This is a genomic window from Taibaiella helva (assembly GCF_003545695.1).
In the GTDB taxonomy this organism is placed as follows: domain Bacteria; phylum Bacteroidota; class Bacteroidia; order Chitinophagales; family Chitinophagaceae; genus Taibaiella; species Taibaiella helva.
Genome location: NZ_QUZZ01000007.1, coordinates 57,116 through 77,888, shown reverse-complemented (window position 1 = coordinate 77,888; position 20,773 = coordinate 57,116). Strand labels below are relative to the sequence as shown.

The window sequence follows — 20,773 nt, the reverse complement described above, 5'->3', positions numbered from 1 at the left end:
GCGGCGTGCTACTGTGACATTTACCGGCAGATGCCGGTTCGGCCCATCATGTGAAATGACGGCAACTGGCTGCGGCTACATCGACGAAAAGCCTTTACCATAGCGGCTCCGCATTGAAAGAGCCTGTAATTTTTACTGGTTTTTACCTGTAGTTTATTAGAATCGCAGCCATTACCTTTGCCATAAGAAAGGCATCTCAATAAGCAACAAAGAGGTAGCCCTAACATCAGGTTAACGACACGACAGCCCCCGTAACTTTTACCTGGAACAAGAGCCTCTTTGGATACCTTCTTACCCCCTCCGCAAATAAAAAAAGACTGAAGCACCTGAGCCCCGCTTCGGTCTTTTTTATGTCTTCTCCCGTATACAGCCGTCGTCCATGCTGCTATGCATTCCGACGGCCTGGCTGCACAGATGTCGTTCATGTTTCTACAGGCACACGTAGGGATGCGTACGCCAGCAAGGATACCTTACAACCAGCCATACTGGCTGATGAGATTCTCCTTCTGGTTGCGGGAAACGGGCAGCACTTCGTTGTTGATCATCGTCAGGAGGCTTTCGTTGCGGTTAAAATGCTTGACCTGGTTGAGGTTGATGATGTATTGACGATGTATGCGCAGGAACTGCTGCTCTTCCAGCACCTCCTGGATATCCTTGAGGGTTTTCGAGATCAGCAGCTTCCGGTTATCGGGCAGCACCAGGCAGGCATAGTTGCCGCTGGCTTCCACATAGAGAATATCCCTGAGGTCGACAAAGACAATGCCGGTTTGCCCCGGCACCGCAATTTTAGTGATCTGTCCTTTTTTCAGCTGCTGGCGGAGCAATTGCAGCTGATCGGTCTTCAGCGCCTGTTGGCGGGTAGCTTTTTCGATTACCGTTGCCAGGTCTTCCAGCGCCACCGGCTTGACCAGGTAGTCCAGGGCATTGAAGCGAAAAGCTTTGATCGCAAATTCATTGTAAGCTGTAACAAAAACGACCGCGCAATTCAGCTGCGGCAAGGCTTCCAGCAGCTCGAAGCCGTTCATTACGGGCATTTCTATATCGAGAAATACCAGGTCGGGCTGCAAGATGCTCCACTGCTCCAGTGCTCTGGCACTGCTGGTAAAAGCGCCGGCAATCGCTATCCCCGGAAAGTGCTCTTTCAGCATGAGCTGCATCAGCCGGATGCTGTCAGGCTCATCATCGATCAGTAAAGCGCGGATGGTGTTCATAGGTTCCATGTGCACACGGACAGGGCCGGAGGCCCTGTAAAGTTAAGCCGCAATGCAATACGGCATTGCGATCACGGTTACCAAATCTAATACCATAAAAGCCATTACCGCTTTGCTATTGCGTAAGCAGCGTGTATCGGCTGGTGAAAGCAGCGAAATATTGTGTAGACAGCGCTACCCTATTACCGGTATCCGCAGCCGCACCTCTGTTCCCGACGGCGTTCCCCCGGATGTGTAGTGGTCTGTGACTGTTACGGAAGCATGGGTACGATAGCGGTCATTGATGAGGGCGATACGATCGTTAGTAATGTCCATCCCCATCGATTTGTGCGCCGCTGATTTGCTCTTCAGCGCCATCGCTTTCTCCCGGCCTATGCCGTCGTCTTTAATCACTACCGTAAGCATGCTATCCTGTGCATCGAAAGAAAGCGCTATCGTTACCTTCCCTCCGGCTTCCTTATGCATGAGCCCATGCCAGATCGCGTTTTCTACGTAGGGCTGTATCAGCATAGGCGGCACTTCCAGGTATTCCATATCTACATTGTCATCTATCCCGATTTCGTAGCGCAGCTTTTCCTTGAACCGGATACATTCGATTTCCAGGTAAAGGCGCAGCGCCTCCAGCTCCCGGGCAAGCTCCACGCAGTCCCTTTTGGAGTTCTCCAGCACCAGGCGCATCAGGCGGGAAAATTTATCGAGATACAGGATTGCAGCGCGGCCATTATTCTCTGCAGCGTACAGCTTGATCGAGTTGAGGCAATTGAAAATAAAATGCGGGTTCATGCGCGAGCGCATCAGCTGCATTTCGGTTTCCGCCAGCTTCTGGCGATAGGCTGCTTCTTTGCGGATGTTGGCGATCCGGGTCCGCAGCAGCAGGAAGAGTATCAATATTGCGCCCGACAATACAGATAGCCGGAAAAGCAGGGTCTCGTACCAATAGGGCAAAACTTTAAGATAAAGCTGTTTCTTTTCGCTAAAGACACCGTCGTTGTTGCTACCGCGAAGCTGGAGCGTGTATTCCCCTTTGGCCAGGCTTCCCAGGTCGATATCCCCGTTGCTGACCTGCTGCCATTCCCTGTCGGTTGTCCCCAACCGGTAGTAATACTTATGCTCCTGCGGGGAAGTATAATTGGTCAGCGCAAAATGGATATGGACCAAACCTGTGCCCGGCGGCACTTGTATCGCATCGCCGGCAGCATCGGCCGGTACGACAGGCTTACCATCGGCTTCGACATCCAGCACCACCACCTGCGGCACGACGTCGTTGGTCTTTACATGGTAAGGGCTGAAGCGGGTAACGATACCCTGAAAGCCCAGCAGAAAGTTCCCCGCTCCATCTGCTTCAAAGAAGCCATAGTCTTCATACTGGTAGGGCAACCCGTCGTTGATATCAAAATAGCTGAACTTCTTCCTGCCATCGTAACGGATAATGCCATGCTGGGAAGGCATCCAGAGATAGCCGGCCGTATCGGCCAGTATTCTTTTCAGGTTTTGCTCCGGCAAGCCTGAGCGGATGCCGATCAGGAAGCCTTTTTGTTGATCCGGATCGATCCGGATCAACCCCGAAGCGGAAGCCGCCCATATGCGGCCCGCCTTATCCTTTGTGATATCGGTAACCCAGCGCACTGCGGCCGGCCGGCCGCCTTCGTCCAGCACCGGCAATTTCCGGAAACGGTCTGCAGCAGGATCGTATAAGCTGATGCCCCCGGTACTGCCCACCCAAAACCTGTCGTCCGGCTCGAGCAAACAGGAATAAACCGGGCCATCGATGCCCTCGCTGTCGGGTTTGTACTGACGTATAAATTGCTCTTTTACCGGGTCGAACAAATAAAGGCCATTGCTACGGGCCCTGATCCAGAAAAGACCGTCCGTCCGGCGATAGATCTTGGAGACCACGCTGGTCTCCCGTTTGGTGGTATCCCTGCCCGACGGCAGGATACGGCGGTAACGACCGGCATGCTGCCGTATGAGGCCGGCGTCGGTGCTGTACCAGAAATTGCCGGTGCTATCTTTAAAGATGCTGTTGATGGCATTGCTGCCCGGGAGGCTGCTGCCCGGCGGTATGGCGGCGATATGGCGGCGCAGCTGCCAGTCTTCGCCGAGCTCATAGATCCCCTTGCCCGGTGCGCTGGTCAGGTAAATGCGGCCTTCTGTCTGCAGGATATTATTGGGCAGGCCGAAATCCCTGGGATTGCTGTTACCGGCCTGCAAATACAGCCGGAGGTTATCAAAATATTGCTGGTATGGATCGACGATGGCGATACCGTTGTCTGTAGCCAGCCATAGCCGGTTCTGCCGGTCACGCAGAAACCCGTAAACGGCAAAGGCCGGAAAAGAAGCCGGATCGTCGCGATCGAAGGTATAGGTTTTGACCGCGGTACTCTGAATATCTTTCAGGATAAGACCGCTGCTGGTTGCCATGCAGAGCCAGCCTGTACCACTGTTGTCTCTCCAGTGGACGAGATCGTATACAATCATAGCCGTGTTAGCAAAAAGGACAGACGATGACCGGTATTGCCCTTGCAGGGGATCAAAAACGGCCAGGCCATGATCAAAGCAACCGATATAAATCCGGCTTGCGTCCACCTGGCAGAATGCATTATGGTCGCAGGTACCCGACTGGCCATAAGGCAGAAGCGCCTGCTTCGCTTCGTCGATACGGTACAAACCCGAATAGCCGAGCGCCCAAAGCTGATGACGATCATCTTCCCTCACCAGGTTGAAGGCATTGCGGAGCCGGGGCAATACTGGTGGCTGCATGCCATTGACGCGATAATTGATAAAACGGTTGTGCTGGTAATCGAACTGCTGAATACCCGCGCCAGTGGCCAGCCATAGCCTGCCTTTGCTATCGATAAAGGGCCGGCAACGCTCGTTATCCGCCAGGCTGCTGGCATTGGCCGGATCATGGCGGAAGACCCTGCGCCTGCCGCTCCGGGGATCAAACCGGTAAAGCCCGGCCTGGGTGCCGAGCCAAAGGAAATGCTCCCGGTCTTCCGCAATGCTGCCGATCACCTGGCTGCCGGGCCATCGCTCTTCCTCCTCATCGTAGCGGTATGCCCTGAAGCCTGCTCCGTCGTAGCGATTCAGCCCCTGGCTGGTACCGACCCAGATAATACCTCTGCTGTCTTCGAAGATGCAGGACACCGCATTGGTGCTCAGCCCATCCTTAACTGTAAGATGGCTGAATTTCAGACCTGGGAAAGCCTGCGCCGCCACATTGCCGGGATGGATAGCCCGGCAGCAAAGCAGCAGCACAAAAGCGCAATATATTTTCGCAGGGAACGATCGCACACCTGAAATTAGGAAATATACACGGAGCTGGGCACGCCAATACGCGGAGTGCAGGAACAGGGCCCTGAACAGCAGGTTAGACCCTGTGAGCGGTATCCGTTGCCCGGGAGGATGAAGCCGGGCACTTTACTCAATATATCCGCCATTCAACCCGACAAAACCGCATTTCACACAACTCATCCTGCCGGGCAGCAGATCAGCCGGTACATTTGAGTACGGGAAACAGGTAAATCACCCATCTTAAAACGGAAATGTATGATGAAGCTACCGGATTTCTTACCGACTATAGGTCCCGAAAAAGCCTGGAGCAGGCTCACAACCCGGGAAAAAGAAGTATTAAGACTGATCATCGACGGGTATACCAATTGTGAGATCGCCGCCCTGCTGTTCGTCAGCACGCGTACTGTCGACAAGCACCGCCAGAACCTGATGCTGAAGCTCGACGCCCGTAATACGGCGGTGCTGGTACATTATACGATCAAAAAATTATTCCGCCTCTTACCCGCATCCTGAAAACAGCCATCAGAAATCCTTTCACCATGATTGCTGTTTCGTTTGCGGCACCGCTTTAAGCCAAGGCTTCCGCTTCCTTTATGATCCGCTGCAGGATTACCGATACAGGCAGCAGCTCCGCTCCTCCGGCCGATTGACCGGCCCACAAGTTGAACCAGCGCGCATCGTCCTTTTGCTGCGCTGCCGCACGGAATGCCGTAGTCAGGCTGTTCTGATAGGGATAAGCAGGCACAGTTAACCCGGCCTGGTCCAGCTGTTCCATAAATGTATTGCGAAGGCCCCTCGCCCAACGGCCCGAGAAGGCGCGGGTAAGGCAGCTATCGGTGTCCTTTGCAGCTTGCAGCGTCTGCTTGTAAGCCGGTACAGCAAGGCTTTCGTCGCTGGCAACGAGCGCCGACCCGATCTGGAAGCCGGCAGCGCCGAGCATCATGGCTGCCCGCAAAGTACGCCCGTCTTTAATACCACCTGCTGCGATTACCGGACAGCGCACAGCATCCGCGATCTGCGGGATCAGCGCAAAGCTCCCGACCTCCGGCAGCCGCTCCGGCTCAAGGAAAGCGCCCCGGTGTCCGCCGGCTTCGATACCCTGCGCGACAATGACAGCTACACCTTTTGCTTCCAGGGCCTGCGCTTCCGCTACAGAGGTTGCGGTACCGGTAAGCACCATTCCCTGCTTCCGGCAAAAGTCAAGCGCCTCGTCATCCATCATACCGAACGTAAAGCTCACCTGTGTGATCCCTTCAGCAGCTAGCACAGGCAGCTGTTCCCTGTAGCTGTAATGCGTAAAGGCCGATACCGGCTTATCGTCGTAGGCCAGGCCATGCTCCGCAGCAAGATGGCGCAGCCAGGTCCGCATCTTCGCAGCTTCTGTCGCTTCTGTTGCCGGAGGTATCTCATATACAAAGAGATTGACAGCAAAAGGCCTGGCTGTCAGCGTCCTGGTGCTGCGGATCAGCTCTGCTGTCCTTTGCGGCGACAAGCCGCCTACGGCCAGGGAGCCCAGGCAGCCGCTATCAGCAGCTGCAGCTACCATTGCGGGCGTCGTCACACCCAGCATGGGGGCCTGGACAATAGGATAATCCGTTTGGAACAACCGGGTCAGTTCATTCAACCATTTCATAATAGGGAAGCGATAGTGCAGGATAAAGGTACGACAAGGATGACGACCACTACCGCCAGACCTGATGTCTGTTGCGTATACCCGTAAATTTTCCTATTATTGCAGCGCTTCGGCAAAGCGGGTACAGGCTTTAACCAGGCCTGGCTCTCTCCATTATATTTATCTCAAGCGTAATATTATTTTCTATGGTGATTTCAAAAACACCTGTTAGGGTCAGTTTTTTTGGCGGCGGCACGGATTATCCGGACTATTTCAGGGAGTTTGGCGGCAGTGTACTCAGCACCAGCATCGACAAATATGTCTATGTAACGGTGAACAAAATAGAAGGCCTGCTGGACCATAAATACCGGATCGCCTACCGTAAGCTGGAGCTATGCCATGATGTTGAGGAGATAGAGCATCCGGTAGTAAGAGAAGTCATCAAATATCTTAAGATCGACCATGGCCTTGAGGTCAATATCATGAGCGATCTGCCGGCCCGTACCGGGCTGGGCAGCAGCAGCAGCTTTACAGTAGGTATGCTACATGCCTGCTATGGCTTGCTGGGTCAGATGGTGAGCAAGGAACGTCTCGCCCTCGAAGCGATCCACATCGAAAGGGATATTCTTAAGGAAAGGGTTGGCGTGCAGGACCAGATGGCTGCCGCCCATGGCAGCCTGAACCAGATGTTCTTCAATGCCGATCGCCTGCTGGTCAACCCGGTAATCATTGCCCCGGAACGCAAGAAAGCGCTGCAGGATAACCTGCTGATGTTTTATACCGGCATCAACCGGTTTGCCAGCGACATACTGAAAGAGCAGCTGGAGAAAACACAGGAGAAAAAGATCCATACCGAGCTGAAAGATATTTATGATATGGTAGGCAGGGGGCTGAACATTATTTCCGATCCCGCATGCGACCTCGATGCTTTCGGATCGCTGATGCATGAGGCCTGGATGGCAAAACGCAGTCTTTCTTCAGCTATTTCAAACGATTTTCTCGACGAAATCTATACCAGGGCAACCTCCGCCGGCGCCATCGGCGGAAAGCTGCTCGGTGCCGGCGGAGGCGGGTTCTTTATCTTCTATGTTCCCCGGGAACGCCAGCAGCAGGTGATCGAAGCGCTGAAACACCTGCGCCAGATCCACTTCAATTTTGAAACGGACGGCACCCGTATCATTCACATGTCCTGATCTATTTCAGCTATTGCAGGAGCTGCTCTTTTCGTCTTACAGAAAGGGGCAGCTTTTTTTTCTATTTTCCCGGGATAGTATCTGATGCTACCCGTTGACTGGCACGCCGATGAAACCGGAGGCAGCATTGTATACATAACTGGTTTAATTTGTATAACCAGACCTTTCTGCGTCTAAATTTCTTCGCCAAAATAAAAAGCGGCTGTTTGCTATCAAACAGCCGCTTGCTTTATGTTGAAACGACGGCTTACTCCGTTGTTTTTCCGGCTTCTTTCTTTTCGGGTATCGCCAGCGAAGCGACTACCGCCAGGATGAGCACGCCGCCTACGATCGACAGGGATAAGGGCGAAGAGATATGAAAGAACGGTGCGATCACCATTTTGACACCGATAAAAGTAAGGATCACTGCCAATCCGTATTTCAGCAACCGGAACATATGGATAAAATTGGCCAGCAGGAAATATAAAGCTCTTAAACCAAGAATGGCAAAGATATTGGAAGTATACAGGATAAAAGGATCGTCGGGGGCGATGGCAAAAATGGCCGGAATGGAATCTACGGCAAACAGCAGATCGGTAAACTCGATCACCCCCACAACCACCAGCAGCGGCGTAGCCAGCTTGATCCCGTTCTCGATGGTGAAGAATTTATCGCCATCGAAATTCTTGCTCACTTTAAACATCCTGTATACCAGCTTAGCACCCGGGCTCTTGGTAAAATCTTTTTCTTCATCGTCGTCTTCGCCGGCAAAGGCTGATTTAATGCCGGCATAAATAAGGAAGAGGCCGAAGATCAGCAGGACGATATTGATCCTGGCCGGCATACCGAAGATGTTCATCACCGGCAGGTAGGTTACATTGATAAGTCCCACACCGGTAAAGATGAAGATCGCCCGGAAGACCAGAGCACCGATGATACCCCAGAAGAGCACCTTATGATGCACTTCTTTGGGCACATTAAAGAAGCCGAACACCAGGATGAAAACGAAAAGATTGTCGACCGAAAGCGCCTTCTCGATCCAGTAGGCCGACTGGAACTGGGTAAACTTTTCAAAAGCGATCTCGGGAGAGTCTGCGCGGAAGACGAGGTACACCACGCCGCTGAAGATCATCGAAAGGGAGATCCACACCAGGGACCAGGCCAGGGCTTCGCGGTTGCTGACGGCATGGCTTTTTTTATTGAATACACCAAGGTCCAGCAGCAGCATGATAAGAACGAGCACGCCAAAACCGATAAGGATACCCGGGTGGCTTAACATAGAGACACTTAACAAAAGTTTACTGATCATTATTCGTTTTTAATAGATGAGAGAACGCAAATTAAATTTATTTATTGGCAATCGTCACCACAACAATGCGACCGCCTTCCCCGCGGGAAAGGAGTAGCTTCTTCCCGTCGGTAAGCGCTACCATTTCGCCGGGAGGAATTTCCTTGTCTTCTGTAACATCTTTCAGGGAGTCGAGCTTCTGGTTGACGAGCACCCAGTTGCCCTGGTGGAAAGTGAAGTATCCTACCGGCACTTTCTGTTCCGGTGTCAGCTTTTCGTTACGGATAAGGTTGCGGTTGACATGCCAGCCAAAAAGATATTGGTTATTGTACACCATCAGCCGATGGTCTTCAGGACGCCATACACCTTCTTTAAACTGGTAATAGAGATCGAGCACGGGCAAAGTACCCTGGTGCGGCGTACCGCAGAAGGGACATCTCGGACGGGTGCTGTTATCAAATACGTACCATTTTTGCTGACAACCGGGGTTGCTGCAGGGCTGTATGAGATCGGTTGTTTTCAGCAGAGCCTCCTCCCACTCGTTGGCGATTGGCCGCTGCATCGGCTGATGCAGGCCTTCGATAAAGGCTTTTTCAAATAAGGCTTTGAGATAAGGACCGGTAACCGTATACGGTATTTTAGTCACGTCAGTCCAGGGCAACTCTTTGGGATTGAGCTGATTTTGCTTTGGTCGATTTGAAGTATCCGTCGGGTGCTCGATAAAGAGCGCTTTCTCTCCCATCGCCAGCAGGTCATCCTTTTCGGTATCCAGATCGTGGATCTTTCCTCCTTTTAAAGGGTGCCGGTACAGGAGATACATATAGATCATTACCGCCAGCGCATGGAGATCAGTCAGCCGGCTGGGTAGCTTCCGGTTCGGGTCTTTGATATCCAGGTGCTTGGTAGCCAATACTTCAGGAGCAATAAAATCGGCTGTCCCGATCACATCGGGTGGAAAAAGCCCGGGAACAACCAGGCCGTCGATATCAATAATGGCTGCCGTCTTGGTTACCGGGTCGACCAGCACATTCTTATAGGAAAGGTCGGAATGCGCCAGACCAGCCGCGTGCAAACGCTTAACCCCTCTTGAAATATTCACACATATCTGAAAGTAGCTCAGCCAATTACCTAATTCCGTATCATCCAGGCGCAAAGGAAATTGCTTGTTCCGGAACTTGGGTGAAGCAAACCATTTACCTTCCTTTTCCTTACCCCTGATCAGATCATTCGCGGCATAACCTTTCTGAAAGAAAAAATTGCGGTTATAAGTCGGCACCACGATGCCCAGCTTTCGGTTTTGTTCTACAACATCTATCGGCCAGGAATACAGGTCTTTATAGTACTCACCTCCCTCCCTTTTGAAGAAGCTGTCGTAGTACTGGGTCGCAATTTTGATCAACCTTTCGCGCGAGTTATGATCCTGCACATCACGGTAGAAAGCGACCACATAAGAGCGGTCGGGACTAAAATACACATCTTTCATCCCACCGCGCATTGGCTCGCCGTTATCAATATATTGATATGTACGGCCGTTGGTGATAATCGAAAAAACAGTTTTGGTAATCATTATAACATTTTGTTTACCAAATTATTATTAAATCAAAATAAAATTGCTAACGTACGATCGTCGTGGTTCCCGGGACTCCAGAAATCCATCCAGGCCGATAGTTGCGCCGGCAGATCTGCATTACCAGGTTTCAGCGCCACAGCAGTATTTTCGGCATTGTTTCCTTTGAGGTCGGCCAGGAAAGCCTGCCAGCGTTCCGGCTTTTCCAGGTTGGCCTCTACTTCAAACTTAGGATCATACACACCATCTGTCATCAGGAACAGGTAATTGAAGTCGGGCACCCACTTGAACCCGAAACGCCCTGCAAAGCTATCGCTTTGAAAAATTTCCGGCAGGGTAATAAAACGCGTACCGCCGCCAAACTCCCCAACATCCATTTTATTCATTAAACTGACCGATTGCAGATCATTGTATAACAGAGCAATAGGACAGTCACCTACACCGAAGGATAACAGCGCATAACCCTGGCTGTATTGTTTCACGAGCGTGAAGATCAGTGTCGCATGAAAATCGTTCAGCAAAGCACCGGATGTGGTAGCCAGCTGCTCCAGCTGCCGGAAGGCATGCTGCGCCGCCCCACCCAACTGGTGGTAGACAATATGACTGATCTTCTTTTGTGCTTCCGCATCGAGTGCCGCACCGGCATTTGTGAGCAAAGTATCCATTTCAGCAAATGCACCGGCCATTAATTGCTGACCTAGGAATTCAACTACAGCGCTACAGGCAAGGCGTGCGCCCTCCCGTGCAAAACGGGCACTACCTGCGCCATCAGATACCGCAACAATGCTCCATCCATTTTCGGAAAAATACCGGAACGCGAAGTCATCATCCCGGAAACCACCCGTATTGGCATGGGAACGTCCTCTTTTTGATGATACAGCTAAATATTTGTTTCCTAATTTTTCAGCAATAGTTATTTCATCTTCTTTCCAATATGGATCTTCCTTATCTGAGGGCCGGTTTTTCCACAGGGAGCGCGGATCGGGATTGATAATAAGGGTGAGCAGACGCTCCTGCCAGGTACCGGTTGCTCCGTCGCCTTCCAGCTGGTATTTCAGGCTCAGCTTATGATCACCGGCTTGTTCCGGTATGCCGGAGAGCTGACCGCTGGCGGGATCGTACACCAGCCCCGTAATCTCCACCCCCTCCAGGCGGAATGCGATCATATCCTGCCAGCCATATTGTTCGGGCAGCAGACGCGCTTCGTAGGGCTTCCCAACGGTGCCGTTTGGAATCAGCACCTGCTGCCGCCTTATATCTTCAATACGGTTCTTTTTTTCAAAGTCTTTCATAAGCATGTCCTGCAGGGCCAATATGCGGCTCGCTGCGTCCAGGTATTGCTCCTGGCTGCAAAATTCTTCCAGCAAAGCCTGTTTGTCTTCACCGGTAGGTTTGCGGGTAGCCAGGAACAATTTCAGGTATTGTTTCGGTTCCATTTCCTTCCTAGCCTTGCGTACGGTTAACATCAAAGCCCCCCTCGCCAATGCCGTAAGTACCCTGCCTTCCGCACCAGGGGCAGGTGCTCACCTGCTCGTCGCCGATGCAATGCAGCTGTCCGCAGGAGCACATGGCAAAGCCGATCTGGTTACCGCAGCAGGGACAGGTAGGACTACCGATCAGCTCATCGCTGCTGATACGCGAGGGGCCCGCGGTTTCGTCCGACAGCTCAAAATAATGCTGGTCTACCTGGAAAGCACCCACCAGCCGGTATTCCAATGTATCAAGCCCCATACCAGAAAATTCGGTGGCTTGCAGGCTGCGACGGTATTTCATCAGGTAAGGCCGTTGCGTATTCTGGCATTTTGCGGCCAGCACCACGTAATTGCTGTCGGTATAGCTTGCCGGAGCCGGGGCTTTGGACACATCGATTTTGGAAAGCGTATCGCCATCGATAGAGGCCAGGTCGAAGCCGGTCCCGTTGCTTTCAATTTTTTCGCTGCTTGTTTTGATCGAATCCGTTACCCATTTAAAGAACTGCTTATAGGCGGAAGGATCGGTGTTCTTAAAAAGCAGCACATTGTCGGTCAGCTGGCGCAGTACCTGCGTATCCGCTTCGTCGCCGAAGGAGATTGCCACCATATTGGCGGTCCGTTGCCAGCTGGTCTTCCATTCGTCGATAACCGCAGCTGTATCGTCGGTGGGTACACCATCGGTAAAGAGGAACACGATCGGTTTCCAGTCGCCCTTCTGCTCCATGGTTGTTTTCACCAGGTTGCGGCGCAGCTCAAACATCAGGTGCCCCAGGCCTTTGCTCAGGGAAGTGCCGGAGCCGATAGGGAAACGCGGCGGATAGAAATTGACGATCTCCTGCAGGGGCACCAGGGTCTTTGCCTGGCCGGCAAAAACGATAATGGATACCCATACGGTTTCAATAGCATAGGGATCGGTCTTCAGGGCCTGGATGATTTGCGACAGGCCTTCTTCCACCTGCTGCACCGGCTCGCCTACCATAGATTCGGAAACGTCGATCAAAAAATAGATGGGAAGTCTTCTCATATCAAGGAGCAAATTAGGGTATAGGAAAATCAAGGCATCTGCCCGGTAAAAGGGTAACGATATAAAAATATGCCTGCAAATACGGATATGACAACACCCGGCAGGGAAGCGACGCACAGTGTTAAAGGGAGTAACGTCACTTTAATGCAGGCGATCAGATAACAAGGTGTACCTCCGCCGGTGGTGGCGGCAAAGGGAGGCTCTCTACCGTCCCCATGCTTTTATTGCCCTGCTCGATGGTATCGGAAACCCATTTGAAGAATTGCTTCAAGGTAGCCGTATCGGCAGTATCCAGGTGCACTACATTATCGGTAAGCTCTTTCAGCATGCTATCGTCGGCGAGGTGGCCGGCGGCGCAGCCTACGATAGCGGCAAAATTGAGCGCTTTTATTTTCGGCAGCATTTCGCGGTACAGCTGTATATCGGAAGGCTTGCCGTCGGTAAACAGGAAAAACAAAGGTTTCCAGTCGCCTTTCTGGTTTTCGCTGCCTTTGCGTACTTCGCTTTTCACCTTCTGGTGGATCAGCTCGAGCCCTTTGCCGGTATTGGTCGGGCCGCTTTGCGGACAGGTGATCTCGGGCAACTGGAAGTGTACCAGCTCGGTCAGCGGCGCCAGCTCGCGTACTTCCCTGTCGAAAGTAACGATGCTGATCCAGAGCGAATCGAGCGCCTGCGCGTCGCTGCGCAAGGTATTGATCATACCGCTCAGGGCATTGTTCAGGGCCTGTATGGGCTCTCCGAACATAGAGCCCGAGGTATCCAGTAAAAAATAAACGGGTAGTCTTCTCATCTCGTATCAGGGCTTAAACGACAATATTCAATTCGGCAGGCGGTGGGGGCAATTCTTCCCAGCCGGTCACTTCCTTGCCGCTGCTTTCAATTTTGGTAGAAGTTGCGCTTATCGAAGCAGACACCCAGGTAAAGAAACGCGAAATGGTAGCTGCATCGGTTGTATCGAGCTGCACCACGGTATCGGTGATCTTTTTCAGGGAGGCCGTGTCGGCTTTGGCGCCTGCGGCGCAGGCCACGGTCAGCGCTGTCTTGCGCTGGCGGTATTCGGCCAGGCCGGCTTCCCAGTTGTCGGTGGGAATACCGTCGGTCATGATGAAGACCATAGGCTTCCAGTCGCCTTTCTGTTCCGGCGTGGTTTTCGCCACTTCGGTATCGATGCACCGGCTCAGCACCTTAAGCGCATCGCCCAGGGCCGTGGTACCGCTGGCTTTGATCTCGGTCATCTGGAAAGCCGCCAGCTCTGTAAGCGGAACGAGCTGCCGGGCCATGCTGTCGAAGGTGATGATGCTGATGAAGGCGGTTTCGATGGCCTGCGGGTTTTGTCGCAGCGAGCTGATCATCAGCTGCACGCCGTTCTTCACGGCTTCTATCGGTTCGCCAACCATCGAGCCCGAGGTATCGAGCACCAGGTATACCGGTAGTCTTCTCATTGTTAAAGCGATTTACAGGGTTTATAAAGGTCGTTTATCCTTTTCACATCTGTCTCCCGGAATACAATGGTTCTGGTGACAGCACGGAAGTCATTAAGGTAGCGTCATCTGCAAACAAAATTATATGGCCTACATCCGCTCGGTATTCAGCATGGTCTTCAGGATATTGGCCTGCACATCAAAGTCGTCCATAAAATCCATGAAATCCATACTGTTCACTTTCTCATAATATTCTGTCAGCAACTTTTTGATGTCTGCCGGGATCTGCGTTTTGGTGCTTACCGCCTGCTGCTCCAGCTTCAGGTTCTTCTCTGTCAGCTCCTGCACTACTTTCGCGCGCTTGGATAAGGCCTGCGAGGGATCAATATCTGCTATCTTCTCGAAAGGAAAGCTGAGGAACATATTCCGGGAGGCATAGTAGCTGAAAAAGACGTCTTCCTCTACCAGGCGGTATATCTCGAGCAGCAGGGTTCCTGCCTTCAGGCCGCAATAGAAAATATTGTTGAACTGATGCCGGCATTCCAGTCCCAGCAGCTTTTTTTCAATGATGCCATAGCCATTGCGATAGATTTCTTCCGGATCATACGCGGTGAGCTCGTAAAAAAGGTCTTCGCTGATCTCGTGAAAGAAGTCTTTGGCATAACGGCCGCCGAACTGCTGCATATTTTTGCCGAAGGGATAATCTTTCGACAGGTCGGAGAGATTCCGGTACAGCCGCTCCAGCGATTCGTTGATCTTCTGGGTCTGCTTCTGCTTGCCAAATTCGTAGCTTTCTTCGGTGCGCATGGCATCCGATATCTTGGTGATCAGCTGCTTATTCAGCGCTATCTCATCGAAAATCAGGCTTACACTCTTCTCATTGGCTTTCTTGATGCGGCGCAACAGCTCCAGCACGCTTTCGGTAAACTGCAAATGAAACAGCTGCAGCTTATTAATATCCAGCTCTGGATTGGCCTCAAACAGCTTTTCGATAACCTGGCTGCGCACATAGATCTTGTAAATTACATCATCTTCAAAAAAGGCTGACAGGATCTGTAATTTAACGATGATCTTTTTGGATTCGCTTAATATCTGCTTCTGGTTATCATCCATCGGTTAGCGGTATTCGCGTATGCGATGCGTCTTTGTTTTCTGAGACGTATTCAATGCGTCTTTGTTTTCTGAGACGCATTCAATGCGTCTTTATTTTCGGAGACGCATTCAATGCGTCTCTACCAACCGGTTAATTGGTACGGGTCAGGTTTTTCTTCAGCTCGGATTCCAGGGTCTGCAATTCTGTATCCAGCTTGCGACGGTTCTCCGCACCTTCTTCGTGAATGCGCTTTACTTCATTCAGGGTATCGATCAATGATGCTGTGGTTTTTTTCAGGGTTTCGATCGATACAACGGTCTTCTCATTTTCACGCGCTACCTCAATGCTGTTCTGCTTCAGCAGCTCGGCGTTCTTTTCCAATATGGTATTGGTGGTTTCCGATATCTTCTTCTGCATTTCCACATTCGCCTTCTGACGCTGCAGGGCTACTGCGATCGTCAGCTGGTTTTTCCATACGGGGATCGTGGTCGATACGATCGACTGTGCTTTTTCGGCGATCGAAGTGTTGTTGTTCTGCACGACCCTGATCTGGGCCAGTGATTGCAGCATAATAAAGCGAACCACCTTCATATCGGCCAGGCGCTTGTCGAGACGGTTCACAAAATCCCGCATGTCAGCAATCTCATAATCCTGGTAAGCCGCAGGATTGGCGTCCATCTCGGCCAGCTTCTGCGACAGTTCCTGGTATTTAAGATGGCCGGCCACGATCAGCTCTTCCATCTGCGCGATATAGGTCTTGTTGCTGTCGAACATGGTCTGCAGGGAGCTGTTGTCCTTGATGGAATTAAGCCGGCCAGCCTTAACCTTGTTCGTGATCTTGTCGATATTACCGACCACGGTATCATATTTCTGAAAGAGCTTTTTCACATCGAAGGTCAGCTTCTTCAGCAGGGGTATGCGGGAAAGAAAACGTTGGAAGCCGGACTGGTTCAGCTCGTCCACATCAATATAGTTCAGCTCTGTCAGCAGGTCGTTGATCAATCCGCCGACTTCGCCCGAGTTATAAGTGCGCACCGAGGTAAGGAACTCGTTGCTGTATTTTTCCATGGCGTTTTGTACCTCCACGCCATAGTTCAGGATAGAGTTGGCATCACCGGGCTTCAACGCTTTGCTGATGTCGTCAAAGCGCTGGGCCTCGGCCGGTGTAAGGCTGCTGGTATCCACATTGCCCTCTTTATCGATTCGTGCGATCGCGGTAGAGGGGTTTGAGGCATTCGTATTTGTTTCCATATCTTCAAATGATGAGGAATAAAGTTATCGATTATTGCTTAGCCAAAAAAATAGCGGCCTTTATTATTCGGTGAATGGGGCAGAACCTTCGGTCTGCCCCATTGGAAATATAATCCCGTGCCTTGTAGAGACGTTGCAGTGCAACGTCTCTACAGAGGTCATGCAAATTTATAAATAGCCGTTCTGGATAGTCTTTACCGTTTGTTCTACATCGCGGTCACGGGTGGGTTCGCCGATGGGATTGAATTTCCATTCGCCGTTGCGTTTGTAGAATATGCCCATCACCATAGTCACATGCCCTGCAAAATTGGTATCGCCGGCAATGTTATAGGTCGCAAATACCTCGTTCACCCTGGAAGGCGTGCCTTCATAGATGCGGATCGAGGCAAAAGGCACAATGGCAAAGTCATGGCCCTGGAAGCTGTTCAGGAAAAACGCTACCGAAGTTACTGAAGGGTCGAGACGGGAAAGGTCGACAGAGATCACCTCGTTGTCCAGGCCGTCGTCGCCGTTGAGATCGCCCGTAAGGTCATCGCCGCTATGCACGACTGCATGATCCCGGGAACGGAGATTACGGAAATATACGACATCGACCACCTGCTTGTTCTCGTTAAACAGCGCGCAGCTGCCGTCCAGGTCAACCGCTTCTTTCTTTGTCCCGAAGAGACCTTTTTTCTGGATAGCGCCCCAGTTAATGCCTACACATACCTGCTGCAGCTTGCTGCCGTTGGATTTTTCCAGGCTTATCCGTTGTCCTTTCTGAAGATTGATTGCCATAAACGATTAGTTGTATTTATTGAGATAATCCTGCAGGCCGCCTTTCATGCCCATACCTACAGCTTCAAATTTCCATTGACCGCTACGGTTGTAGATGCGGCCAAATTCCACCGCCGTTTCGATAGAGAAGTCTTCGTCAAGCTCATACTTCACCAGCTCGTTGTTCTGCTCGTCTACGATGCGGATGAAGGAGTTACGCACCTGCCCGAAGTTCTGGCGGCGGGTCTCGGCTTCATGAATCGTAACAACGATGCAGATCTCTTTTGCGGCGGCATTGATCTTAGTCAGATCTACCTTGATCTGCTCGTCGTCGCCGCTGCCTTCGCCGGTAAGGTTATCGCCGGTATGGATCACCGCCTCGTCGGGCGACTTCTTGTTGTTGTAGAACACAAAGTAGTCGTCGGCAACCAGCTTACCGTTCTCCCCCAGGATAAAAATAGAAGCATCAAGGTCAAAGCCTTCGCCTGTGGAGCTGCTGTTGGTATCCCATCCCAGGCCTACTGTAAATTTGGGGGCGTCGAGGTTTTCCCGCTGGCCCTTCTGAAGATTAATTGCCATAATTGATATGATTTGTGAGTTGCTTTAGATTTTGCTGATAGTCTTCCATCAGGTGATAGTTGTTGCCAATGGCGTATTGGACCATTTCGGGCAGCCGCTCTTCCCTGAGCGCCTGTATAAACCCAATAAGATCCGTTGGATCTGACTTAAGGATATACTTGATGATACGTGTGTTCATGATGAAGTTGTCTTCGTTAATGATCTCCACCAGGTCGCTGCGATCCTTCACCGCATAATAATTCAGGTAATTCTCAAAGTTGGGCGGAATTGCTTTATTGGTCAGCTGGGCATAGTATATAAACATGAACTTTCCTTTGATCTCTTCCCTTTCCAGCTGCCGGCGAATGATCTCTTCGTGGCTGCCGGTGATCCTGATATCATCGATAAAGAGCACCATTCTGTTTTCCAGAAAGCGTTTGTCGAGGTGATAAGTATCGGAAGAGATGAGCCGCATCCTTTCTTCAAAATCAAGATTGCCATAGTCGACCGTATAGGTCTTGTAACGGTGGATCTTTGATTGCAGCAGTGATTTCCGCTGATGCCGGAACAGGAAACGGTTCACTTCGTCGCGGAAAAAGAGCGACAAGGCATTAGAAGCAGTAGGTATGGCATGATAAGGGCTCGGCACGAAGACGATATCTTCCTCGGCCAGCAAAGCGTCCCCATGCGCCACTACAAAATGACGGCCCAGCTCCTGCCCGAAAACGCGGGCAATGTCCCCGTCGCCGAACTTGAACTTGCTATACGCTGCGGCGTCGAAGGGAATAACCTCAGGGTCGTCGATATGGTGTCTGGAAAAATCGGAATACATTAATTCAAAAGTAAGTTATGCAAAGTGCTGTCCTGCTCCAGCAGCGCCGACCGGAAACCGAAACGTCGCGCGCCTTCCAGGTCTGCAATGGGATTATCGCCTACATGCAGGATCTCCTGTTTCTCCAGCGGCTTCAGCTGCTGCGCCGCTTCCATCAGCCGCTCGTATGCCCTGTATGAGGGTTTGGAGCTGCCGATCTCATCGGAATACAGCTGAAAATCGAAGTAGACGGCAATGCCGAGCCGGTCGAGCACCGGCCTTAAAGTGCGGCCCAGGATAAATCCTGTATTGCTGAGAATACTCAAGGTATATGCCTTCTCTTTCAGGTTTTCCAGCATACCGGCAATACCAGTATCGAGCAGCACCGGCATGTTCTCGAAAAATAAGGCTTCGGCCTTCCGGTAATACGCCGTCATGGCCTCTTCCGCTATCGCATCGGGCGGCACGCCCAGCCGGTCGAGGATCACATACAGCATTTCGCTGTAGTGAACATTATTGCCGGCGCGTTCATTGATCCGGTTAAACAGGCGGTCGTAATAGGTAAACACCTCTTGCACTTCTGCTGCACTGCGACGCACGTCAAAATGCTCAGCCATCAATATCGCGCGACGCGACTTGTAGACCGGATTGGAGCGGATCAGCGTCAGCCAAAGGTCGAAGGAGACATGCCTGATGCCCTGGAGCAGCGCCATAATTATTGATAAGTATATTGCCTCAGTATCTCGACGAAGTTGTCGGAACGTTCGGGGTTGCCCAACGCGCGGAACTTCCAGCCACCGTCTTTACGGTATACTTCCGCAAAGATCATGCCGCACATGTTATTGTAAGCGGTATCGCCCGACATGGTAAACTTCGCGATCTCGCGGCCGCGTGCGTCTACTGCGCGGATAAAGGCATTCTCCACCATACCGAAATGCTGCCCGTTCTGGCGGCCCTGGTAAACGGTTACGAGAAAAACGATACGGTCGTATTTTGGGTCGAGGGCATTGAGCCTTACGATGATCTGTTCGTCATCGCCATCGCCGGCGCCGGTGCGGTTATCGCCCGTGAGCCAGATGTTGCCCGAAGGATGTTTCTGGGAATTGAAGAAGATCACATCGCCCTGGTAAAGGCCTACCTGGCGGCCGTCGCTGGTTTGTACCGTGCGGCCCAGATCGGCTACTTTGCCGTTGCTGTCGAGCAGGAAGGCAATAGCATCCAGGTCGTAGTCTGCTTCTTTATTGCCGCCGAGCAGCTTGCCGAGAAAGCCGCCGCTCTTCTGCTGACGAACGTCCCAGCCCAGGCCTATGGTTACTTGCGAGAGGTCAAACTCTTCACCTTTGTCATTTTTGCGCAGGTCAATGGTCTGACCTTTTACCAGATTAATTGCCATATAATAATAGGGGTTTAAAGCTTATTTGATCACCTGCCCGGTGAAATATTTGGATACGAAAAAGGCCAGGTCTTCCTTATAGCCGATGCCGGAAGCTTCAAACTTCCAGGCGCCGCCCCGCTTGTATAAACGACCGAACTCCACTGCTGTCTCGATGGAAAAATCTTCGCCCAGCTCGTACTTGGCCACCTCGGTGCCATTGGCATCGTCGACAATGCGGATGTAGGAATTACGCACCTGGCCGAAATTCTGACGGCGCTGATCGCCTTCATGTATGGTGACCACAAACAGTATTTCCTCGATTGCCGGATCGACTTTGGAAAGATCTACCTGGATCACCTCGTCGTCGCCTTCGGCGCTGTTGCCGCCGGTAGGATCGTCGCCGGTATGGTGCAGGCCGCCATCGGGAGAATCGGTATTGCCGTAAAAAACAAAGTATTCTTCAGCCGGGATCAGGCGGTTATTGTTGATCATAAAAGCCGAGGCATCCAGGTCAAAAGCCGCGCCGGTACCTTCGTTGGGGTTCCAGCCCAATCCTACGCTTAATTTGGAAAGGCCGATATCGATTTTCTGGCCTTTCTGGAGGTTTATTGCCATAGTACAGGATTTAATGGCCGTAAAAATAGGGATAAATTTCAGAGAAAGGCCTGGCCGGGTCCGGGGAAATTATCTATTGCCCTGTTTATTAAACATTTTATAACAGCTTTATGCCGCAGGGCAGCGCAGGTAATTTTCTTCTCTCGCAGCGGTCCCTGCTGGCACACGTGCCCCCCCGCGTGTGCCCGTTAAGTTCTTTTATTCCTGCCACCATGGCACTGCAAAAAAATAAAAAACAGTGCTTGAAATGGCC

The 20,773-nt window shown here is 51.7% G+C and carries 19 protein-coding genes; 2 read left to right on the top strand and 17 right to left on the bottom strand.

The window, feature by feature from the left end; all coding sequences use genetic code 11:
• Positions 1-470 precede the first annotated feature (470 nt).
• Together DZC79_RS12295 and DZC79_RS12290 are read right to left on the bottom strand one after the other, a co-directional pair.
• The gene (locus DZC79_RS12295) at positions 471-1,211 is read right to left on the bottom strand and encodes a LytR/AlgR family response regulator transcription factor (protein WP_118952098.1); all 741 of its coding nucleotides are present in this window, start codon (positions 1,209-1,211) and stop codon (positions 471-473) included.
• Positions 1,212-1,385: 174 nt separating this feature from the next.
• On the bottom strand, positions 1,386-4,505 hold the full coding sequence (locus DZC79_RS12290) for a ligand-binding sensor domain-containing protein (RefSeq protein WP_118951889.1): 3,120 nt from the start codon (positions 4,503-4,505) through the stop codon (positions 1,386-1,388).
• A gap of 255 nt (positions 4,506-4,760) precedes the next feature.
• Between DZC79_RS12290 and DZC79_RS12285 the strand changes: the two genes are divergently transcribed.
• Positions 4,761-5,018, top strand: a complete 258-nt coding sequence (locus tag DZC79_RS12285; RefSeq protein ID WP_118951888.1) for a helix-turn-helix domain-containing protein — start codon at positions 4,761-4,763, stop codon at positions 5,016-5,018.
• 55 nt (positions 5,019-5,073) lie between these two features.
• Here DZC79_RS12285 and DZC79_RS12280 read toward each other — a convergent pair whose 3' ends face one another.
• A complete protein-coding gene (locus DZC79_RS12280; RefSeq protein WP_118951887.1) occupies positions 5,074-6,138 on the bottom strand; it encodes an NAD(P)H-dependent flavin oxidoreductase in 1,065 nt (354 codons plus the stop codon).
• A 185-nt stretch (positions 6,139-6,323) separates the two neighbouring features.
• Here DZC79_RS12280 and DZC79_RS12275 point away from each other — a divergent pair, with 185 nt between their 5' ends.
• A complete protein-coding gene (locus DZC79_RS12275) occupies positions 6,324-7,310 on the top strand; it encodes a GHMP family kinase ATP-binding protein (protein ID WP_118951886.1) in 987 nt (328 codons plus the stop codon).
• Between the two features lie 247 nt (positions 7,311-7,557).
• Here the strand turns inward: DZC79_RS12275 and DZC79_RS12270 are convergent, their stop codons facing one another.
• From DZC79_RS12270 to DZC79_RS12205, 14 genes are all read right to left on the bottom strand, one after another.
• On the bottom strand, positions 7,558-8,598 hold the full coding sequence (locus DZC79_RS12270) for a TerC/Alx family metal homeostasis membrane protein (RefSeq protein ID WP_198666871.1): 1,041 nt from the start codon (positions 8,596-8,598) through the stop codon (positions 7,558-7,560).
• A gap of 37 nt (positions 8,599-8,635) precedes the next feature.
• On the bottom strand, positions 8,636-10,072 hold the full coding sequence (locus DZC79_RS12265; protein ID WP_232831824.1) for a helix-hairpin-helix domain-containing protein: 1,437 nt from the start codon (positions 10,070-10,072) through the stop codon (positions 8,636-8,638).
• Between the two features lie 104 nt (positions 10,073-10,176).
• Complete coding sequence (locus tag DZC79_RS12260; protein WP_118951883.1) at positions 10,177-11,580, bottom strand: PP2C family serine/threonine-protein phosphatase; 1,404 nt, start codon at positions 11,578-11,580, stop codon at positions 10,177-10,179.
• Positions 11,581-11,587: 7 nt separating this feature from the next.
• Positions 11,588-12,640, bottom strand: a complete 1,053-nt coding sequence (locus tag DZC79_RS12255; protein ID WP_118951882.1) for a TerY-C metal binding domain-containing protein — start codon at positions 12,638-12,640, stop codon at positions 11,588-11,590.
• A gap of 154 nt (positions 12,641-12,794) precedes the next feature.
• A complete protein-coding gene (locus DZC79_RS12250) occupies positions 12,795-13,430 on the bottom strand; it encodes a vWA domain-containing protein (RefSeq protein WP_118951881.1) in 636 nt (211 codons plus the stop codon).
• A 13-nt stretch (positions 13,431-13,443) separates the two neighbouring features.
• Complete coding sequence (locus DZC79_RS12245) at positions 13,444-14,082, bottom strand: vWA domain-containing protein (protein ID WP_118951880.1); 639 nt, start codon at positions 14,080-14,082, stop codon at positions 13,444-13,446.
• A gap of 129 nt (positions 14,083-14,211) precedes the next feature.
• Positions 14,212-15,174 carry a hypothetical protein gene (locus DZC79_RS12240; RefSeq protein WP_118951879.1) on the bottom strand — a complete coding sequence of 321 codons (963 nt, stop codon included), beginning with the start codon at positions 15,172-15,174 and terminating at the stop codon, positions 14,212-14,214.
• Between the two features lie 130 nt (positions 15,175-15,304).
• The gene (locus DZC79_RS12235; protein ID WP_118951878.1) at positions 15,305-16,405 is read right to left on the bottom strand and encodes a toxic anion resistance protein; all 1,101 of its coding nucleotides are present in this window, start codon (positions 16,403-16,405) and stop codon (positions 15,305-15,307) included.
• 168 nt (positions 16,406-16,573) lie between these two features.
• Positions 16,574-17,182, bottom strand: a complete 609-nt coding sequence (locus tag DZC79_RS12230; RefSeq protein ID WP_118951877.1) for a TerD family protein — start codon at positions 17,180-17,182, stop codon at positions 16,574-16,576.
• Between the two features lie 6 nt (positions 17,183-17,188).
• The gene (locus DZC79_RS12225) at positions 17,189-17,740 is read right to left on the bottom strand and encodes a TerD family protein (protein WP_118951876.1); all 552 of its coding nucleotides are present in this window, start codon (positions 17,738-17,740) and stop codon (positions 17,189-17,191) included.
• Complete coding sequence (locus DZC79_RS12220) at positions 17,730-18,551, bottom strand: phosphoribosyltransferase family protein (protein WP_118951875.1); 822 nt, start codon at positions 18,549-18,551, stop codon at positions 17,730-17,732. Before DZC79_RS12220 ends, DZC79_RS12225 begins: the two co-directional genes overlap by 11 nt.
• Positions 18,551-19,243, bottom strand: coding sequence for an HAD family hydrolase (locus tag DZC79_RS12215; protein WP_118951874.1), 693 nt, complete (start codon positions 19,241-19,243; stop codon positions 18,551-18,553). Before DZC79_RS12215 ends, DZC79_RS12220 begins: the two co-directional genes overlap by 1 nt.
• A 2-nt stretch (positions 19,244-19,245) precedes the next feature.
• A complete protein-coding gene (locus tag DZC79_RS12210; protein WP_118951873.1) occupies positions 19,246-19,923 on the bottom strand; it encodes a TerD family protein in 678 nt (225 codons plus the stop codon).
• Positions 19,924-19,944: 21 nt separating this feature from the next.
• The gene (locus DZC79_RS12205; RefSeq protein WP_118951872.1) at positions 19,945-20,520 is read right to left on the bottom strand and encodes a TerD family protein; all 576 of its coding nucleotides are present in this window, start codon (positions 20,518-20,520) and stop codon (positions 19,945-19,947) included.
• Between the last annotated feature and the right edge of the window lie 253 nt (positions 20,521-20,773).

Bases quoted from the DNA above. Each gene is read 5' to 3' on its own strand.
- DZC79_RS12295 (WP_118952098.1), bottom strand. From the start codon at position 1,211: ATGAACACCATCCGCGCTTTACTGATCGATGATGAGCCTGACAGCATC.
- DZC79_RS12285 (WP_118951888.1), top strand. From the start codon at position 4,761: ATGATGAAGCTACCGGATTTCTTACCGACTATAGGTCCCGAAAAAGCC.
- DZC79_RS12280 (WP_118951887.1), bottom strand. From the start codon at position 6,138: ATGAAATGGTTGAATGAACTGACCCGGTTGTTCCAAACGGATTATCCT.
- DZC79_RS12275 (WP_118951886.1), top strand. From the start codon at position 6,324: ATGGTGATTTCAAAAACACCTGTTAGGGTCAGTTTTTTTGGCGGCGGC.
- DZC79_RS12270 (WP_198666871.1), bottom strand. From the start codon at position 8,598: ATGATCAGTAAACTTTTGTTAAGTGTCTCTATGTTAAGCCACCCGGGT.
- DZC79_RS12265 (WP_232831824.1), bottom strand. From the start codon at position 10,072: ATGCGCGGTGGGATGAAAGATGTGTATTTTAGTCCCGACCGCTCTTAT.
- DZC79_RS12260 (WP_118951883.1), bottom strand. From the start codon at position 11,580: ATGGAACCGAAACAATACCTGAAATTGTTCCTGGCTACCCGCAAACCT.
- DZC79_RS12255 (WP_118951882.1), bottom strand. From the start codon at position 12,640: ATGAGAAGACTTCCCATCTATTTTTTGATCGACGTTTCCGAATCTATG.
- DZC79_RS12250 (WP_118951881.1), bottom strand. From the start codon at position 13,430: ATGAGAAGACTACCCGTTTATTTTTTACTGGATACCTCGGGCTCTATG.
- DZC79_RS12245 (WP_118951880.1), bottom strand. From the start codon at position 14,082: ATGAGAAGACTACCGGTATACCTGGTGCTCGATACCTCGGGCTCGATG.
- DZC79_RS12240 (WP_118951879.1), bottom strand. From the start codon at position 15,174: ATGGATGATAACCAGAAGCAGATATTAAGCGAATCCAAAAAGATCATC.
- DZC79_RS12235 (WP_118951878.1), bottom strand. From the start codon at position 16,405: ATGGAAACAAATACGAATGCCTCAAACCCCTCTACCGCGATCGCACGA.
- DZC79_RS12230 (WP_118951877.1), bottom strand. From the start codon at position 17,182: ATGGCAATCAATCTTCAGAAAGGACAACGGATAAGCCTGGAAAAATCC.
- DZC79_RS12225 (WP_118951876.1), bottom strand. From the start codon at position 17,740: ATGGCAATTAATCTTCAGAAGGGCCAGCGGGAAAACCTCGACGCCCCC.
- DZC79_RS12220 (WP_118951875.1), bottom strand. From the start codon at position 18,551: ATGTATTCCGATTTTTCCAGACACCATATCGACGACCCTGAGGTTATT.
- DZC79_RS12215 (WP_118951874.1), bottom strand. From the start codon at position 19,243: ATGGCGCTGCTCCAGGGCATCAGGCATGTCTCCTTCGACCTTTGGCTG.
- DZC79_RS12210 (WP_118951873.1), bottom strand. From the start codon at position 19,923: ATGGCAATTAATCTGGTAAAAGGTCAGACCATTGACCTGCGCAAAAAT.
- DZC79_RS12205 (WP_118951872.1), bottom strand. From the start codon at position 20,520: ATGGCAATAAACCTCCAGAAAGGCCAGAAAATCGATATCGGCCTTTCC.